The 18150-nt window shown below is 65.2% G+C and carries 17 protein-coding genes; 13 read left to right on the forward strand and 4 right to left on the reverse strand.

Annotated elements, in window-relative coordinates; genetic code table 11:
• Positions 1-15 precede the first annotated feature (15 nt).
• From MU558_RS13825 to MU558_RS13855, 7 genes are all read left to right on the forward strand, one after another.
• Positions 16-714: a HEAT repeat domain-containing protein gene (locus MU558_RS13825; RefSeq protein ID WP_246967098.1), complete on the forward strand. Its 699-nt coding sequence runs from the start codon at positions 16-18 to the stop codon at positions 712-714.
• 50 nt (positions 715-764) lie between these two features.
• Positions 765-1163: a secondary thiamine-phosphate synthase enzyme YjbQ gene (locus MU558_RS13830; RefSeq protein ID WP_246967106.1), complete on the forward strand. Its 399-nt coding sequence runs from the start codon at positions 765-767 to the stop codon at positions 1161-1163.
• 405 nt (positions 1164-1568) lie between these two features.
• Complete coding sequence (locus MU558_RS13835; RefSeq protein ID WP_246967109.1) at positions 1569-2285, forward strand: SDR family oxidoreductase; 717 nt, start codon at positions 1569-1571, stop codon at positions 2283-2285.
• A gap of 222 nt (positions 2286-2507) precedes the next feature.
• Positions 2508-3611 (forward strand): branched-chain amino acid ABC transporter permease, encoded by a 1104-nt coding sequence (locus MU558_RS13840; RefSeq protein ID WP_246967111.1) that lies wholly within the window; start codon positions 2508-2510, stop codon positions 3609-3611.
• Entirely contained in the window at positions 3608-4954 is a 1347-nt protein-coding gene (locus MU558_RS13845) for a branched-chain amino acid ABC transporter permease (protein WP_246967113.1), read from the forward strand. Before MU558_RS13840 ends, MU558_RS13845 begins: the two co-directional genes overlap by 4 nt.
• Entirely contained in the window at positions 4947-5786 is an 840-nt protein-coding gene (locus tag MU558_RS13850; protein ID WP_246967115.1) for an ABC transporter ATP-binding protein, read from the forward strand. Before MU558_RS13845 ends, MU558_RS13850 begins: the two co-directional genes overlap by 8 nt.
• Positions 5786-6490, forward strand: coding sequence for an ABC transporter ATP-binding protein (locus MU558_RS13855; RefSeq protein ID WP_246967117.1), 705 nt, complete (start codon positions 5786-5788; stop codon positions 6488-6490). Before MU558_RS13850 ends, MU558_RS13855 begins: the two co-directional genes overlap by 1 nt.
• Positions 6491-6742: 252 nt before the next feature.
• Here MU558_RS13855 and MU558_RS13860 read toward each other — a convergent pair whose 3' ends face one another.
• Positions 6743-7975, reverse strand: coding sequence for an ABC transporter substrate-binding protein (locus MU558_RS13860; RefSeq protein ID WP_246967119.1), 1233 nt, complete (start codon positions 7973-7975; stop codon positions 6743-6745).
• Between the two features lie 284 nt (positions 7976-8259).
• Here MU558_RS13860 and MU558_RS13865 point away from each other — a divergent pair, with 284 nt between their 5' ends.
• From MU558_RS13865 to MU558_RS13885, 5 genes are all read left to right on the forward strand, one after another.
• A complete protein-coding gene (locus MU558_RS13865) occupies positions 8260-9804 on the forward strand; it encodes an acyl-CoA carboxylase subunit beta (RefSeq protein ID WP_246974999.1) in 1545 nt (514 codons plus the stop codon).
• Entirely contained in the window at positions 9804-10130 is a 327-nt protein-coding gene (locus tag MU558_RS13870) for a DUF8022 family protein (RefSeq protein WP_246967121.1), read from the forward strand. Before MU558_RS13865 ends, MU558_RS13870 begins: the two co-directional genes overlap by 1 nt.
• 88 nt (positions 10131-10218) lie before the next feature.
• Positions 10219-10896, forward strand: a complete 678-nt coding sequence (locus tag MU558_RS13875) for a helix-turn-helix domain-containing protein (RefSeq protein ID WP_246967123.1) — start codon at positions 10219-10221, stop codon at positions 10894-10896.
• 53 nt (positions 10897-10949) lie between these two features.
• Complete coding sequence (locus MU558_RS13880) at positions 10950-12785, forward strand: acetyl-CoA carboxylase biotin carboxylase subunit (RefSeq protein WP_246967125.1); 1836 nt, start codon at positions 10950-10952, stop codon at positions 12783-12785.
• A gap of 86 nt (positions 12786-12871) precedes the next feature.
• Complete coding sequence (locus tag MU558_RS13885) at positions 12872-13498, forward strand: universal stress protein (RefSeq protein ID WP_246967127.1); 627 nt, start codon at positions 12872-12874, stop codon at positions 13496-13498.
• A 183-nt stretch (positions 13499-13681) separates the two neighbouring features.
• Here the strand turns inward: MU558_RS13885 and MU558_RS13890 are convergent, their stop codons facing one another.
• Together MU558_RS13890 and MU558_RS13895 are read right to left on the reverse strand one after the other, a co-directional pair.
• Positions 13682-14305, reverse strand: coding sequence for a dienelactone hydrolase family protein (locus MU558_RS13890; RefSeq protein ID WP_246967129.1), 624 nt, complete (start codon positions 14303-14305; stop codon positions 13682-13684).
• A gap of 78 nt (positions 14306-14383) precedes the next feature.
• Positions 14384-14809, reverse strand: a complete 426-nt coding sequence (locus tag MU558_RS13895; protein WP_322987019.1) for a thiamine-binding protein — start codon at positions 14807-14809, stop codon at positions 14384-14386.
• Between the two features lie 20 nt (positions 14810-14829).
• Here MU558_RS13895 and MU558_RS13900 point away from each other — a divergent pair, with 20 nt between their 5' ends.
• Entirely contained in the window at positions 14830-17361 is a 2532-nt protein-coding gene (locus MU558_RS13900; protein WP_246967140.1) for a PAS domain-containing sensor histidine kinase, read from the forward strand.
• An 84-nt stretch (positions 17362-17445) separates the two neighbouring features.
• Here MU558_RS13900 and MU558_RS13905 read toward each other — a convergent pair whose 3' ends face one another.
• The gene (locus tag MU558_RS13905; protein WP_246967143.1) at positions 17446-18150 is read right to left on the reverse strand and encodes a cob(I)yrinic acid a,c-diamide adenosyltransferase; all 705 of its coding nucleotides are present in this window, start codon (positions 18148-18150) and stop codon (positions 17446-17448) included.

An 18150-nucleotide genomic window follows, 5' to 3' on the forward strand; every position in this document is an offset into this window, starting at 1 on the left:
TACGTATCGGGTACAATGGCGGGGGAAGGGGCCCGTTCGACCGGGCGAGGCGCTGCGACGGCCGTCGAGGACGTTCACTTGCCGTCGATACTCGCACGACTCGACGCCGACGACGCGAGCGTCCAGTTCGAGACCGTCCAGACCGTTCGTGCGGCCGTCGAAGACGATCCAGCGGCGTATCTGCCGACGGTTCCGAAGCTGCGACGGCTCCTCGAGCGTGAGTCGCTCGAGTTCCACGAGGACGTCGCCTACTGTCTCGCCGAGCTGGCTGCCGAATCATCCGACGACGTCGCGCCGTCGGTCGAGGCGATCGTCGAGTTCGCCCAGGGACAGACGTCGGAACCGGGGCCGGAGACGACACACGCGCTTCGCTGTCTCTCCCACGTCGCCGAAGGACGGCCCGACGCCGTCGTCGGCCACGTCGACGCGATCGTCGAGGTGCTCGAGACCGACGACCCGTCGGTCAGAGAACACGCAGTGTGCACGCTCGCTCACGTCGCGGCGAGTTCCGCAGTGGCCGTCCGTCCGGCCCGAAGCCACCTGCAAGAGCATCTCGCGGACGATCACGCCCCGGTTCGCCGCAACGCCTGTCTCGCACTCGGACGTGGCCAGATCGTCGAGGCACGCGATCGGCTGGCAGCGGTCGCAGCCGACGATCCCGACCCCGACGTTCGCCAGCAGGCCTCCTGGGCGCTCGCCGAACTGCCCGAGTGATTACCTCCTCGAGCGACACGCTTTTGGGGCCAGTCGTCGCCACGACGCCTATGACGTTTACCGTCGACACCGACGCCAGACTGACGACTGTCGACGTGACCGACCGCGTCGCGAACGCTGTCCCCGAGGCCGTCGACCGGGGCGTCTGCACTGCGTTCGTCGAGCATACCACGGCCGCACTGGTCGTTCAGGAAAACGAGCCGCGACTGCGCGGCGACGTCGAGACGTTCCTGTCGGATCTCGTCCCGAACGAGGGACACGCTCACGACGAACTCGACGGGAACGCCGACTCACACCTGCGGGCGACGCTGCTCGGCCCCTCGGTGACGGTGCCGGTCGAGGACGGCAGCCTCGCGGTCGGAACGTGGCAGTCGATCCTGCTGGTCGAGTGTGACGGTCCGCGGACGCGTCGCGTGTCGGTGACGACGACGGCCGCGAGCGGCGACTGATCGACGACTCGACTGCAACTGCTGCGTCGCTTACAGGGGGTACAAGGCGAAAGCTCACGGCTTTAGCCCTGTCTCTTACCCACACGTTGCGCCACCAGTCTGCGAGCGATCCACCGGAGAGTGGCTTTCGGGATACCAGTTTTCAGCGTCTTTCGCCGGGTGAAATCCGTGATTTTGGATCCAAAAGCAGTCGCCTCGAGTACCACTCTCCGTGACCAGGCGTCGATCTCGTCTCTCTTCCCGGTGGATCTCAGTTCGTTCTCGCCTGCCTCGAGAGTCTCCGAAACGCAGCTTTCGCGAGACTCCGACGTATGGGTAAGAGACAGCCCTTCAGGGGTGGGAGGAGGTCAACGATCGTCGTGGCCCGACCACCGGATTGATCCACCTCGACGGAATACGTGTGGTATGGAATCGACAACCACATTCGACTTCGACGGAACCGTCGCGGTGATCACGGGCGCAAGCGGCGCACTCGGAAGCGCCGCTGTCGAGCGGTTTCGCGAGGCTGGTGCGACGGTCTGTGCCGTCGACGTGGTCGAACCGAGCGACGACGACTCCATGCTCGAGGTCGGCGATGGGACGCAGTTTTACGGGGGCGACCTGACCGACGAGGATGCAGTCGAGACGGTGATCGATCGGGTCGTCGACGACCACGGGCGGATCGATCACCTGCTGAACATCGCGGGGACCTGGCGTGGCGGCGACCCGATCGAGGAGACCGACACGTCGGAGTTCGACTTCCTCGTCGACGTCAACCTGAAGACGGCGTTTCTGGCCTCGAAACACGCACTTCCCCACCTGCGAGCCCAGGACGGGTCGATCGTCAGCGTGAGTTCGCGGTCGTCGCTCGAGGGTGGGGAAGGCGACGGTCCCTACCGGATCACGAAGGCGGGGATTCGGCTACTGACCGAGACACTCGCCGAGGAGAATCGAGGTACGGTCCGAGCGAACTGCGTGATGCCGAGCGTGATCGACACGCCGATGAACAGGGAGATGATGCCCGACGCGGATCACGACTCGTGGGTCGATCCGGCCGACATCGCCGACGTCCTGGCGTTTCTTTGCAGCGACGGTGCGTCGGTCACGAGCGGGGCGGCGGTTCCGGTGTACGGCGAGGCGTGATACGGACCGTGAGAAGCCATTGCCGGAACAACCGCAGACAGTTCGCTGTTATGCCGGTAAATCGTCACAGCGGACCGTACGAATCCAGCAATCGGTGATTTTGTCGATCTAGCTGCTGATAGAAGAAAACCGGCAGGAATCGAGATAGTTCGTCGACAAAATTTGCGAGTGTCGCGTGTTTGCGTGAAGTATATCAACCAGGGACGTAACACTCGAACAAGCATGAGTACAGTTGACGTGAGAAGGAAAGTATCAGACGTGACGGGGCAGGAACTCGTGGGGGCGCTCATCCTGCTCGGAATCGTCGTTCTCTTTTTCGATCTGGTTCGGCAAGTTGTCGTGGGGGAGCTCTCGGCCGATCGCTTGCGGTCGTACCTCTGGAGTGGCATCGTCGACTCGCTGTACATCGGCCTGGCGGCCATCGGCCTCTCGATGACCTACAGCATCCTTCGATTCGCGAACTTCTCGCACGGGGACCTGATCACGACGGGGGCCTTTTCCGGCTGGACCGTCGCCTACGTCGTCGGGGGGGCTGGCGTCGCGGAGTTCAGCAGTCGAATTCTGTTGCGTGCGGACGGTCGCGCTCCGCCCGGTGCGCTCGGGATGGACGTGCTCGCGAATCCGCTCGCGATCGTCCTCGGACTGATTACGTCCGCAGTCGTCACGATCGCCGTGGCGCTGGCCATCGACCGACTCATCTACCGGCGACTGCGCGACGAGGGTGGCATCCCGCTGCTCATCGCGAGCGTCGGCGTCGCACTTGCACTCAGGTATCTCATCGCCCTGTTCTACACGACGGACTCGCGTGGCGTCGTGGGGTCGGCACCCGAGTGGGAACCGCCGTTGCTCCCGGTCGAAGCGATCGACCTCCACGAAGCGACGCTCGTCCTCTCGGCAGTCGCGTTGATGCTCGGGGTCCACCTGCTGTTGCAGTACACGAAACTCGGGAAGTCGATGCGGGCGATGTCCGACAACAAGGACCTCGCGCTCATCACCGGCATTCCGACCGAACGCGTGATCTTCGCGACCTGGGTGATCGGCGCCGGCCTCGCAGGCGTCGCCGGTTACCTGATCGTCCTCGACCGCGGCACGATCATGATCAACCTCGGCTGGTTCCTCCTGCTTTTGATCTTCGCTGCCGTCATCCTCGGCGGGATCGGGTCGATCTACGGGGCACTCGCCGGCTCGCTCGTCATCGGCATCACGATCAACCTCTCGCTCGTCTGGATTCCGGCGGACATGAACGAGATCGCCGCGTTCCTGCTGATGATCCTCGTGTTGATCTTCCGGCCTGACGGACTGTTCAGCGGGGTGGAGACGGCATGACGGCGATAGACGACGTCTCGGAGATGTTCTCGAGACAGCCCCAGTGGGTAAGCGACGTCTTGCTCATCGGTGCGATCGTCCTGGCGACGTACGCCCTCTTCGCCGTCGTCGGACTGGCGTTCGGCGTCGGCGTCAACTCGATCGTCGGCACCTTCCAGCAGATCACGTTCTTCGCGGCCGTCTACGCGCTCACCGCGCTCGCGCTCAACCTCCACTGGGGGTACACCGGCCTGTTCAACATCGGCGTCGCCGGGTTCATGGCCGTCGGCGCGTACACGATGGCGATGCTGACCGCCGCACCGGACGGCTCGCCGCCCGGACTGGGGTTGCCGCTGATCGTCGGCGTCGTCGGGGGCATGCTCGCTGCCGCAGCCGTCGGATTCGTCGCCGCCTTGCCAGCGCTTCGCGTGCGCGCGGACTACTTCGCGATCGTCACGCTCGGCCTCTCCGAGATCATCCGCCGGGCCCTCCTCTCGAGATCGCTCCGATCGTTCGAACTGGGCGGGTACAGCGTCGGTCCGATCACCGTGCCGACGGTCGAACTCGGGACCGGTGGCGGCAGCGGTATCCGGGCCCCGCCGATCGACGTCGTCGCCAACTACCTGTTGTTCGGCGGTGGCGAGCGCGGCGGCGACCCGACGATCTTCGGCGACGTGCTGTTCGGACTGGGAGGTGCACTGGGAGTCACGAGATCGATCATGATACAGGGCACGTACACGCTGGTGTTGATCGTCTTCGTCGTCGTCTTCTACGTGCTGTTGACCCGAATCGCCTACTCCCCGTTCGGCCGGGTGCTAAAGGCGATCCGTGAGGACGAACTCGCGGCCCGATCGCTTGGAAAGAACACGAACCGCACGAAGATCAAGGTCTTCATGCTCGGCTGTGCGCTGATGGGACTCGTAGGCATCCTCTGGCAGGGCAGTCGCACGCTCGTCAGTCCGAACAACTTCATGCCGATCATCACGTTCTACATCTTCGTCGCGCTCATCGTCGGCGGGTCAGGGTCGAACACCGGGAGCATCGTCGGCGGCTTCGTCTTCGCCGCGTTCCTCTGGGAAGGTCCCCGGTACCTCCGGTCGATCGCCCGGGCGAACTTCGACGTCCGCGCGCCGCCGACGATCTACGACGCCTTCGTCTCACTGGGATCGCTCGATCCGGTACCGCTCGTCGGCTACCTGATCGACAGTCTCGACGAGATCCGGTTTATCTTCATCGGCGTCGTCCTGATCGTGCTGATGATCTGGCGACCCGACGGCCTGCTCGGCCACCGGAAAGAGATCGCGGCGGCGACCGACCTCTCGCGTCGTCCTGCTGCGACGGACGGAGGTGAGACCGATGAGTGACGTCGAAACCGAAGCGCCAGCAGACGAGCAGACGACGACCGATACCGGACGCCGATCGACCGACGCGCCGATCCTCGAGATCCGCGACCTCGAGAAGCGCTTCGGCGGCATCGTCGCCGTCGACGGCGCGAGTTTCGGCGTCGAACAGGGGTCGATCACCGGCCTGATCGGTCCCAACGGTGCGGGCAAGTCGACGACGTTCAACTGCATCACGGGCGTCCACACGCCGAACGCGGGCTCGGTCGTCTTCGACGGCGAGGAGATCACGGGACTCGAGCCCTACCAGGTCGCCAACCGCGGCCTCGTCCGGACGTTCCAGATCGCCCGCGAGTTCCCCGAGATGACTGTCCTCGAGAACATGATGCTCGCGCCGAAAGGCCAGCTCGGGGAGTCGCTGTGGCGGTCGGTCGCGCCGGTCGCCAGAGGGGAGGTCGTCGAGCAGGAAGAGCAGATGCGAGAACGCGCCTGGGAGATGCTCGAGTTTTTCGAGATCGACCACCTGGCCGAGGAGTACGCCGGGAACCTCTCGGGCGGGCAGCGAAAGCTGCTCGAGATGGCGCGGGCGCTGTTGACCGATCCGGAGATGCTGTTGCTCGACGAGCCGATGGCGGGCGTCAACCCCTCCCTCGAGAAGAAGCTCCTGGGGCACATCCACGAACTCCAGGAGGAGGGCTACACGTTCCTGCTCGTCGAGCACGACATGGACGTCATTATGAACCACTGTGAACACATCATCGTCATGCACCAGGGTGCTGTTTTGGCGGAGGGTACCGCCGACGACATCACGTCGAACGAGGAGGTCATCGAGGCGTACCTCGGGGGTGACGTCTGATGGCGCTGCTCGAGGTTTCGAGCCTCGACGCGGGGTACGGCGACCTGCAGATCCTGGAGGGCGTCGATCTCGCCGTCGATGCAGGCGAGTACGTCACCATCGTCGGCCCGAACGGGGCGGGGAAGTCGACGGTGATGAAGTCGATTTTCGGACTGACGACGTACATGGGCGGCTCGGTCGACTTCGACGGCCAGGAGATCAGCGGCTACCGGCCCGAAGACATCATCACGACCGGCATCGGCTACGTCCCACAGAACGACAACGTCTTCCCGTCGCTGTCGGTCATCGAGAACCTCGAGATGGGCGCGTACATCTTGGACGAGGTTCCGGAAGACCGTCTCGAGCGTATCTTCGATCGGTTCCCGATCCTCGAGGAGCGCAAGTCCCAGAAGGCGGGGACGATGAGCGGGGGACAACAGCAGATGCTCGCGATGGGGCGGGCGCTGATGCTCGACCCGGACCTGCTGATGCTCGACGAGCCAAGCGCCGGGCTCGCACCCGACCTCGTCGACGACATGTTCGACCGGATCGACGAGATCAACGACGACGGGACGGCGGTCCTGCTCGTCGAGCAGAACGCGAAGGAGGCGCTACGACGCTGTGACCGGGGCTACGTCCTCGTGCAGGGGCAGAACAGATACGTGGACAGCGGCGACGCGTTGCTCGCCGACGAGCAGGTTCGCCAGGATTTCCTCGGCGGGTGAACTATCCAACCCTACTCGCTCACGTTCGTTCGCTCCTTGAGGGTGGGGGCTTATACTGCTGGACAAAACGGTTCGGACATCGATCGCACTCGAGACGCTGTCGACAGCGGCGACAGACGGTGAGGCGCGATCGAGTATTCACTGACTGTTGTCCAGTAGTATTAGAACCCTCACCAAACCGCTAACGTCACCGTCTCGAGGCTGGGCCGTCGCTGTCGAACGGGTTCCGAAAAACGCGAGTGCTCGAGTCGACTACGCTTCGAAGTCGATCTCGTCGACCGTCTCGATGCCGTCGCCGAACTCGAAGATCTCGTAGGTGACGGCCCGCATGTCGCCGTTGTCGTCGAAGTCGACGCTGCTCGAGGCACCCACGTACTGGACCTCCTCGCCGTCAGCGACCAGCTGAATGCCGTCGGCCAGGTTGCTCGGACCGACTTCTTCTCCGCCGGGGTTTGCCACTTCGCGGAGGTTGTCACGAACGGCGGGACCGTCGGTCTCGCCGGCGGCGATGCTCGCGAGGATGATCACGGCCGTCGCGTCGTAGGCCTGGGCGGTGAACACGCCGGGGTCGCTGTCGTACTCGTTCTGGAAGAGTTCGACGAACGCCTCCTCTTCCGGTCCGGCGGCGAGCGGGGCCGTGCCCACGACGTTTTCCATCGGGTTGTCGACGTTGCCCGGCAGGGCGCTGTCACGGAGGCCATCGGTCACCATGATCGTCTCGCCGGTGTCGAAGTCGGAGTAGTAGTCCCGGAAGATCTGCTCGCCGCTGGCTGGGTAGCCGATGACGATCATCACGTCGGGTTCGCCCTGGAGGGCGGTCTCGAGCGCGGAGGTGTACGACGGCTGTTCTTTCTCGAACGGGACGGCGTCCGTGACCTCGCCACCCAGGTCCTCGAACGCGCTGACGAACGAGTCCGACAGTTGCTGGCCGTAGTCGTTGTTGAGGTAGAACGAGGCGGCCGACTCGAGGCCACGTTCCTCGTAGGCGACCTGTGCCATGACCTCCCCCTGGAGCGCGTCGCTCGGACAGGTCCGGAAGACGAAGTCGTCGTCCTCGAGGTTGGTGATGCCGGGTGCAGTGCTTGCGGGCGAGATACCGACGACCTCGTTTGGAATCAGGACGTCTTCGGCGACCGTGATCGTCGTCTGGGACGACGCAGCGCCCGTGATCGCCGGATACCCCGCGTCGACGAGCGACTGTGCACCGCTGACACCGGCCTCGGCGCTGGTTTCGGTGTCTTCCTCGCGGATATCGATGGTGAAGTCGACGCCCTCGTTCTCGAGTTGCGTTCCGGGCAGGATCGCCGCGTCCCGGATCGGGCCGCCGAGGTTCCCCAGGTCGCCGGTGACGGGCTGGAGGACGCCGACCATCGCGTCGGCGTCACCACCGCCACCGCCGTTTCCGCCCAGGCAGCCAGCGACGCTGACCGCACCTGCGGCACCGAGCCCCTCGAGCACCTTTCGTCTGCCGATCTTTCGTGCCATGTGCCTACAAGATAAGAGGAGGTATAAAGAGTTTATGTGAGACGTTGACTGCCGCGTCTACGAGCCGCTCGGGACACTGTACCGGGTCATTTACCGACACAATTTGCCGCGGAGGAGACGTGATCGATCCGTCAGAGTCGGCGACGCTACACGAGGTATTCGGGCGAATCGATCGCTCGCAGTCGTCGAATCCGCGGCCAAGATTGTGTCGTTGCAGAACGCTTTTTGTGCCCCTTATCCTTGCACCGCACAATGACTCGTCACGGGAGGGCATATCTATGACGATGGAAGAGCGTATCGACGAACTCGAGGAAATGCGCGAAGAGGCCCTCAAAGGCGGTGGAGAGGACCGAATCGAGCGCCAGCACGAGAAGGGGAAGATGACCGCCCGCGAGCGGATCGACTATTTCCTCGACGACGGCACCTTCACCGAGTTCGACCAGCTCCGAACGCACCAGACGAGCCAGTTCGGGATGGAAGAACAGAAGATCCTCGGTGACGGCGTCGTCACCGGCTACGGCGAGGTCAACGGCCGGACGGTCTTCGTTTTCGCTCACGACTTTACCGTCTTCGGTGGCTCGCTCGGCGAGGTGTTCGCCGAGAAGATCACCAAGGTAATGGACATGGCGATGGAGGTCGGCGCTCCCATCGTCGGCCTGAACGACTCCGCGGGCGCACGCATCCAGGAGGGCGTCAAGAGCCTCGCCGGCTTCACGGAGATCTTCCGGCGCAACCAGGAGGCAAGCGGCGTCGTCCCCCAGATTTCGGCGATCATGGGTCCATGTGCCGGCGGGGCGGTCTACTCCCCGTCGATCACCGACTTCATCTTCATGGTGAAAGACACGAGCCACATGTACATCACCGGGCCCGGCGTCACCAAGACCGTCACCGGCGAGGAGGTCACCCACGAGGAACTCGGCGGGGCGATGACCCACGCTGACAAGACCGGCGTCGCCCAGTTCGCCTGCGAGAGCGAGGAACAGGCGCTCGACGACATCAAGCGCCTGCTGTCGTATCTCCCCCAGAACAACGTCGAGGACCCGCCGCGAGTCGAGCCCTGGGACGACCCCGACCGCCGGGACGAGGCGCTCGAGTCGATCGTCCCCGAGAGCCCACAGAAGCCATACGACATGGTCAACGTCATCGACAGCGTCGTCGACGAGGGGTCGTTCTTCGAGGTCGCAGAGAACTTCGCCCAGAACATCGTCGTCGGCTTCGGTCGACTCGACGGCCGTTCGGTCGGGATCGTCGCGAACCAGCCACGGGTCAACGCGGGGACGCTCACCGTCGACGCCTCGATGAAGGGGTCGCGGTTCGTCCGCTTCTGTGACTCCTTTAACATCCCGATCGTCACCTTCGTCGACGTCCCCGGTTACATGCCCGGCACCGACCAGGAACACCGCGGCATCATCCGCCACGGCGCGAAACTGCTCTATGCCTACTCCGAGGCGACCGTCCCGCTTTTGACCGTCATCACGCGCAAGGCCTACGGCGGTGCCTACTGCGTCATGGCCTCGAAGAACCTCGGCGCGGACGTCAACTACGCCTGGCCGACCGCCGAGATCGCCGTCATGGGTCCGCAAGGTGCCGTCAACATCCTCTACCGCGAGGAACTCGCCGAGGCCGACGATCCCGACGCCCTGCGCGACGAACTCATCGAGGAGTACCGCGAGGAGTTCGCCAACCCCTATACCGCGACCGACAAGGGTTTCCTCGACGACGTCATCCTCCCCACCGAGACCCGGCCGCGGCTAATCGACGACCTGGAGATGCTCGAGACGAAGCGCGAAGACCAGCCCGACAAGAAACACGGCAACATCCCACTGTAATGGCTTCGCAATCGACACCTGCAAACGGCGACCCAGTCGACGATCCCGATCCGCTCGAGGACGTCCTGCCCGCAGACGCCGAACTCGTGCTCCCCGACGACGCGACCGAGGAGGAGGCGGCGGCCATCATCGCGGCGATCGGCGCACACGTCCGCGACCTCGAGCTCGCCGCCGCCGCTGCCGCGGCGGCGAGTGAGGAGACCTGGGACGGCAAGCGCTGGTCGTTCGCCGGCCGCGTCCGCGGACAGCAGGGCCAGTCCGTCAGAGTCCCGACGACCGCACCGACGAACGCGTGGGCTGCCGCCGGCCGGACGGACCGTTTCTGACCGCGCTCTGCGATCTCGTCACCGTTTTCGAACCGTCTGACTCGATCTCACCATTTACGTGTGAGCAGGTGGAACTGTCGTCTCGAGCGTGAAGTTCCTCGAGGTCCGGTTTCGCCAGCCCGACTGGATGCTCCACCCGATGCAGGAGTTCATTCGCCACGGAGACGTCGTCGTCTACGAGGAGTTGCGAGCCTGGAACCTCCTGCCCGACGAGGAGATCGAGTACGAACTGTTCTACGTCGAGGTGACGGATCGTGACCGGTACCGGGCCGCGGTCGACGACGTCGCGTCGATCCTCGAGTACGACATCACGCCGATCGACGACAACTCGCTGTACGCCTACGCCCGCCAGCAGACGCGCAAAGAGGATCTGCTGTTCAGGGAGGCGTTCGCGACGCTCGAACTCGTCGTCGTCCCGCCGATCGTCTACGACGACGAGGCCGCGATGACGATGACGATCGTCGGCGACGGCGAGAACTTGCAGACGCTCCTCGACGGCGTTCCCGACGAGATCGCGTGTGACGTCCTCGAGATCGGCGAGTACGACAGCCGGTACGGGACGGTCGCGACGGCGCTGACAGACCGACAGCGTGAGGCGATCGCCGCCGCGACCGACGTGGGCTACTACGACGTCCCCCGGACCGGCTCGGTCGCGGACGTCGCCGACGTGCTCGGCTGTGCGCCGTCGACGGCCTCGAACCACCTCCAGAAGGCCGAAGCGACAGTCATTCGTCGACTCGCAAACGGGCGGCAAGATTTGCGGTGACGTTGTCGGTTGCGAAAAAGTAAGGTAGTGTCCTTGCGACGTTTTGAACAGGAATGTTCCGGAAGGTTCTCGTCGCGAACCGCGGCGAAATCGCGGTCAGGGTGATGCGAGCGTGCGAGGAGTTGAACGTCGGAACCGTCGCGATCTACTCGGAGGCCGACAAGGACTCGGGTCACGTCCGGTACGCCGACGAAGCGTACAACGTCGGCCCGGCCAGGGCGGCCGACTCCTACCTCGACCACGACGCGGTGATCGAGGCCGCCAAGAAGGCCGACGCCGACGCCATCCACCCCGGCTACGGCTTCCTCGCGGAGAACGCCGAGTTCGCCCGCAAGGTCGAACAGACGGAGGGGATCACCTGGGTCGGTCCATCCGGCGACGCGATGGAGGCCCTCGGCGAGAAAACCAAGGCCCGCTCGATCATGCAGGAGGCCGACGTCCCGATCGTCCCCGGGACGACCGAGCCCGTCACCGACCCCGAGCAGGTCGAGGAATTCGGCGAGAAACACGGCTACCCGATCGCCATCAAGGCCGAAGGTGGTGGTGGTGGCCGCGGTATGAAGGTCGTCTGGGACGAAAGCGAAGTCGAAGACCAACTCGAGAGCGCAAAGCGCGAGGGTGAGGCGTACTTCGACAACGCCTCGGTCTATCTCGAGCGCTATCTCGAGAAGCCACGCCACATCGAGGTCCAGATCGTCGCCGACGAGCACGGCAACGTCCGCCACCTCGGCGAGCGCGACTGCTCGCTCCAGCGCCGCCACCAGAAGGTCATCGAAGAAGGGCCCTCGGCGGCGCTCTCGGACGAACTGCGCGAGAAGATCGGCGAAGCTGCCCGTCGCGGGGTCGCGGCCGCCGACTACACCAACGCCGGCACCGTCGAGTTCCTCGTCGAGGAGGAGCCCGGCCGCGACGGCCCGCTTGGCCCCGACGCGAACTTCTACTTCCTCGAGGTCAACACGCGGATTCAGGTCGAGCACACGGTCACCGAGGAGATCACCGGGATCGACATCGTCAAACGACAGCTCAAGATCGCCGCGGGCGAAGAGATCGACTTCGACCAGGAGGACGTCGAGATCGACGGCCACGCGATGGAGTTTCGGATCAACGCCGAGAACGCCGCCGACGACTTCGCGCCCGCGACCGGCGGTACCCTCGAGACCTACGACCCGCCGGGCGGAATCGGCGTCCGGATGGACGACGCGCTCCGGCAGGGCGACGAGCTCGTCACCGACTACGACTCGATGATCGCCAAACTCGTCGTCTGGGGCGAGGACCGCGACGAGTGTATCGCGCGCTCGCTGCGTGCCCTCCGTGAGTACGACATCGAGGGCATCCCGACGATCATCCCGTTCCACCGGCTGATGCTCACCGACGAGGAGTTCGTCGAGAGTACCCACACCACGAAGTACTTAGACGAGGAGTTAGACGAGAGCCGCATCGAGGAAGCCCAGGAACAGTGGGGCGGCGACACCGGCGATGGTGCAAGCGACGAGGACGAGGAGTCCGTCGAACGCGAGTTCACCGTCGAAGTCAACGGCAAGCGCTTCGAGGTCGAACTCGAGGAACACGGCGGGCCGGCGATCCCGGTCGGCGACGTCGACGCCAGCGGCACACAGGCCAGCCGTCCGGAGCCGGCAGGTGGCTCGGGTAGCGACGAGGCCGACATCGCAGGCGACGGTGAGGTCGTCGACGCCGAGATGCAGGGGACGATCCTCGACGTCGAAGTCGAGGAAGGCGACGAGGTCGCCGCCGGCGACGTGCTGGTCGTCCTCGAGGCCATGAAGATGGAAAACGACATCGTCGCCTCCCAGGGCGGCGAGGTCACGCAGATCGCCGTCGAGGAAGGCGAGAGCGTCGATATGGGCGATACGCTGGTCGTCCTCGAGTGAGCGCGATCGGCGACCGGTCGAGCGTGATCGGCGTGTGACCCGCGTCGTCCGACAGTCTATTTATATCGTCGGCCCAAGACGGGCGTGTGTACAATCACCTTCTCGTTCCGACGGACGGCAGCGCCGGCACTCGACCGGCAGTCGTCCACGGGACGGCGATCGCTCGTCGGTTCGACGCGACGCTGCACGCGCTGTCGGTGCTCAGCGAGGGGCCATATGGCTCGCTCGAGAGCGACGAGAGCCGAACGGAGAGCAAACGCGCGGCAGAGCAGGCGGTCGAACGGGTCGCAGTCGAGGCCGAGCGAGAGGGCGTCGACGTCGTCACCGAACTCCGACGCGGCGTCCCCCACGAGGAGATCCTCTCGTACGCCGCGGACAACGACGTCGACATGATCGTCATGGGGACGCACGGTCGCACGGGCCTCGATCGCGTCCTCGTCGGGAGCGTCACCGAACAGGTCGTCCGAAACGCCGACGTACCCGTCGTCACCGTCCGGACGAGCGACGAGGTCGAGATCGCGACGGACGAGGAGGCCGTCGACCTCGCCCGCGAGGCGCTCGCAGAACGGGGTCACGAGGACGCGTCGGTCTCCGAAGAACCCTACCGGACCAGCGGCTCGTGGATCGTTCCGGCAGAAACCGACGATGGCACGGTTCACATCCACGTCGACGCGGCGACCGGCGACGTCCGCCTCGCACGGATCGACGAATAACGCGCTCGAGGACCGAACGCACGTCTCGTCGCGGACGTCTCGAGGCCCCGGTAGTCCCGGATCGACGGCTGCTCATACTACTGGACAACACGATTCACACATCGATCGCACTCGAACGGCCGTCGCAAGCGGCGACAACTCGTGAGACGCGATCGAGTGTTCAGTGACTGTTGGCCGGCAGTATCACCCGAGTTGGTCGGCGAACCACGCCGCCGCGAGATCGGCCACCGACTCGAGCGCACCCGGTTCCTCGAAGAGGTGTCCCGCACCCTCGACCACCTCGAGTTCCTTCTCGCCCGGCAACTCGTCGTAGGCTTCTCGGTTCAACTCGAGCACCTGGTGGTCGTTGCCGCCGACGATGAACAGCGTCGGCGCGGTCACCTGGTCGATCACTTCCGAGGCGAGGTCGACCCGCCCGCCTCGCGAGACGACGGCGTCGGCGTCGGTCTCGTCGCGGGCCGCGGCGCGCAACGCGGCGGCCGAGCCGGTACTCGACCCGAAGTAACCAAGCGACATGTCGCTCGTCTCGTCCCGGCTCCGGACCCACCGGGTCGCGTCGACGAGTCGATCGGTCAAAAGCGGGATGTCGAATCGGGTCTCGTAGGTCTGGTCTTCGGCCTCGGTGAGCAAGTCGAACAGGAGCGTCCCGACGCCACGCTCCCGGAGCCGTTCGGCCACGAAGTTGTTTCGTGGGCTGTGTCTACTGCTCCCGCTGCCGTGTGCGAACAGGACCAGTCCGCTCGCCCCGTCCGGAACGAGTAACTCTCCCTCGAGTTCGACGCCGTCTGCGGGGATCGTGACGATCATGGTCCGATCGGTCGTCGTTCCACGGCAATGCTATTAGATGACGGGGGCACTGCGAGCGGCCCCGTCTGGAGCCGTCGACTACCCGAGTCGGCGCTCGACCGTCTCGACGCGGTCGGACCCGTGTTGCTCGCGGTCGCGCTGATCGTCGACCTCGAGCGACGTGATGACGCGTTCACCGTCGACCGCGTCGTGGGCCGCCTTCGTCGCGTCGAAGAGCTCACCGACCGAGTCCGCCTCGACGACCGTGTCCATCGGCGTCAGTTCGTACGTGACGTCGAACTCGTCGAGCGCCTCGAGGGCCGCGGCGATCTCGTCTGACATGTGCTGTTCACGAACCGGAATGATCTCGAGTCTGGCGATTGCTGTCACGTTCGTCACCTCCTGTGTGAACGCTGGCGGGCCAGCGTTCCGGGTGGCGTACCACGTCAGACAGCAAGTTCTTTTGCGGGGCAACCTCCGGGCCGCGGCGATCTCGCGGGAGCGGAACTGTTTACTCGCTGGCATTCTGATACTCGGGTCTGAGAATGGAGATCGACGTCTCGACGCGAGCTGAGACGGTCGCGTGTGTCGGACTCGAGCGAACAGACGACGTGCTATCGTTCGAACACACCACAGACCGGACGTGGCACGTCGAACGAGTCGCTCCGGACGCGATCGGATCACGAGTCGACGACGGCGTCGGGTGCGTCGTCGTCGGCGACTCGACCGGCAAAACGGACCCGGTCGAGATCCTCGAAGCGGTTCGAATCAGGAGTTCGCACGTCCAGACCGTCTTCTGGACGGGAACCGACGACGAGATAGCGATCGGGCGGGCGATCGACGCAGGCGTCGACGACGTCGTCCACCGCGACACACCGGGGTCACAGCGCGTGCTGACGAACGCGATCGACGGTGCGCTGGAGTCGAGAGCGACCCGACGCGAGGCGGTGCGGTATCGATCGATCGTCGAACGGTCACCGGACACGATCGCCGTCCACGACGTCGACGGCGACGTCGTCGCCGTCAACGAGCAGGCCTGTCGCAGTCTCGGCTATTCGCGAGCGGAGCTGCTGGCGGGATCCATCTACGACGTCGAAGTCGGCCTCGACGAGGCGGAACTCGAGGACGTCTGGAGCGGCGAGTTCGATCACCCGACGCGCCTGACCGGCCGCCATCGGCGGGCCGACGGCACCGAGTTCCCGGTCGAGATCCACCTCGATCGAATCAGCTTCGACGGCGAGGAGCGGATCGTCGCGATCGCACGCGACGTCACCGAACGCCGCGAGCGCGAGCGTGACCTTCGCCGGCTCTCGGCAGCGGTCGACGCCTCGATGGACGGGATCGCGGTGTGTGACGACGACGGACGGTACGTCTACCTCAACCAGGCACACGCGGAGTGCTACGGCTACGACTCGCCCGAACCGCTGCTGGGCGAGCGCTGGAGCGCCCTCTACGACGACGACGAACGCGAGCGCTTCGAGACCGAAATCCTGCCGGAACTGGCGGACCGTGGCAACTGGCGCGGCGAGGCGGTCGGCAGACGGCGCGACGGCACGACCTTCGACCAGGCACTCTCGCTTGCGGCCCTCGACGGCGGCGGTAGCGTCTGCGTGATCCGCGACGTCACGCGTCGAAAAGATCGGATTCGTCGGATCAGGGCACTCGAGCGCAAGTACCGGACGCTGATCGACGCCGCACCCGACCCCATCGTCGTCGCAAACGCCGACAGTGGCGAGATCGTCGAGGTGAACGAGGCCGCAGAGGACCTGTTCGGTCGTTCCCGCGAGGAGATCGTCGGCACGCCGCAGACGGCCATTCATCCGGCCGACGAGCGCGAGCGGTACGTCGAGGGGTTCTCGGCTGCCACCGACGGCATCCACCGCTTTCGCGCGACCGACGACCGCCAGCTCCACGTCATTGACGCCGACGACCAGACGATTCCGGTCGAGATCAGTCGGGCGTCGGTCCGACTCGAGGGGGCGACGGTCGTCCACGGTATCTTCCGCGATATCCGCGAACGGCTCGAGCGGGAACGCCAACTCGAGTCGCTCAACGCGGCGGTCAGAGCACTCCTCGAGGCGACGACCGTCGGCGAGATCGAGACGATCGTCCGACAGACAGCGAGCGCGGTCTGTGATGGGCGTCCGGACGTCGACGTCGAGGTCGTCGAGACGTCACGAGACGTGCCGTCGCCGGCCGACGACGTGGCGGTGCAGTCGGGACTGGCGCGCGACGACCGGTCGGTCTCCGAGAACGAGACGGTGGCGGTCGAAACTGCCACGAGCGACGGGAGTGCCGTCGTCGTCGCGTTCGACTCCCAGGAACGACTGGACGCTGCTGGCCGAGAACTCGCCGAACTCCTCGCCGGTGCAGCGGCGAGCGCCGTCGACCGCGTGAGTCGCGAGCAGCGCCTCGAGGGACAAACTGAGGCGCTGTCCGTGCTCAATCAGGTGCTGCGCCACGACGTTCGAAACGACATGAACATGGTGTACGGCTGGGCCGATCTCCTCCTCGAGGACGCCACAGGCGACGCCCGGTCGCGACTCGAGACGATTCAATCGTCTGCCCAGCACACGATCGACCTGACGAACGACGCTCGTCACCTGGCGAACGCGATCGTCGAAGACGAGCCACGAGAGCTCCGTCCCGTCGCCCCCAGTCGCTTTCTCGAGTCGGAGATCGAGAAACTCCGGACGCACCACGAGGACGTGATCGTCGATATCGACGGCTCGATCCCGGACGTCCGGGTCGAAGCCGATGGCATGCTCTCGTCGGTGTTCGGCAACGTCCTGAACAACGCCGTCCGGCACAACGATACGGATCGACCCGAAGTCACCGTCCGTGCGACCGCCGACGAAATGACGCTCGTCGTTCACATCGCAGACGACGGCCCGGGGATCCCCGACCACCTGAAGGCGGTCGTCTTCGAGCGCGGCGTCAAGGGCCTCGAGAGTCCCGGTACCGGACTCGGGCTGTTTCTGGTGAACGCACTGGTCGACGGTTACGGCGGCGAGGTCTGGATCGAGGATCGTGAGCCACGCGGGACGATCGTCGCGATCGAACTCCCGCTGGTTTGATACGGACCGCTGTAACTGTGTACCGGGCCAACCGCAAGACGGGTCGCGGTTATCCCGGTACTGACGTACACCGGTCCGTACGAATCAGTACTCGGTCCCCTTCCGCGCCCGCTGGCCGGCGTCGATCGGGTGGCGCTCCTTGCGAACGTTCGTGACCAGGTCGGCCTCGTCGACGACGTACTCGGGTCGTTCGTGCGCGCCCGTGAGCACGAGCTCGAGGTCGTCGGGTTTTGCCTCGACGAGTGAGATGACGTCGGCGGGGTCGATCAACTCGCGATTCGCCGCGTAGAGAACCTCGTCGAGGATCAGCATGTGCATCCCCTCCTCGGGCGTGCCCTCGAGCGCGAGCGGTTCGGTGAGGTCGACATCGGCAGCCGCGTCGACGAGGTCGCGCGCTCGCTCGAGGCCACCCTGTGCTTTCGCCCGGTGTTCGCCGTCTTCGGAGCCGTCGAGAAATCCGTGCCAGCCATAGTGGCCGGTGTTCTCGTAGCTCAGTCCGGGCATCGCCTCGATGGCGTTGTACTCGCCACGGACGTCGTCGACGCTCGAGGCACCGCCTTTCATGAACTGCAGGAGGTGGACGCGGTAGCCGTGACCGGCGGCCCGGAAGGCCATGCCGAGCGCGGCGGTGGTCTTGCCCTTGCCGTCGCCCCACCAGACCTGCGTGAGGCCGAACGCTTCGGGTGCGTGCGGTTCGATCGGCCGGGCGTCGGGCGTTCGGCCCTTGCCGGGCGTTCGTTCGAGCTGGTTCTCCGGATCGTCGGTATCGGTGTCGGTGTCGTCGGTCAT

It is taken from the genome of Natribaculum luteum (assembly GCF_023008545.1).
Lineage (GTDB): Archaea > Halobacteriota > Halobacteria > Halobacteriales > Natrialbaceae > Natribaculum > Natribaculum luteum.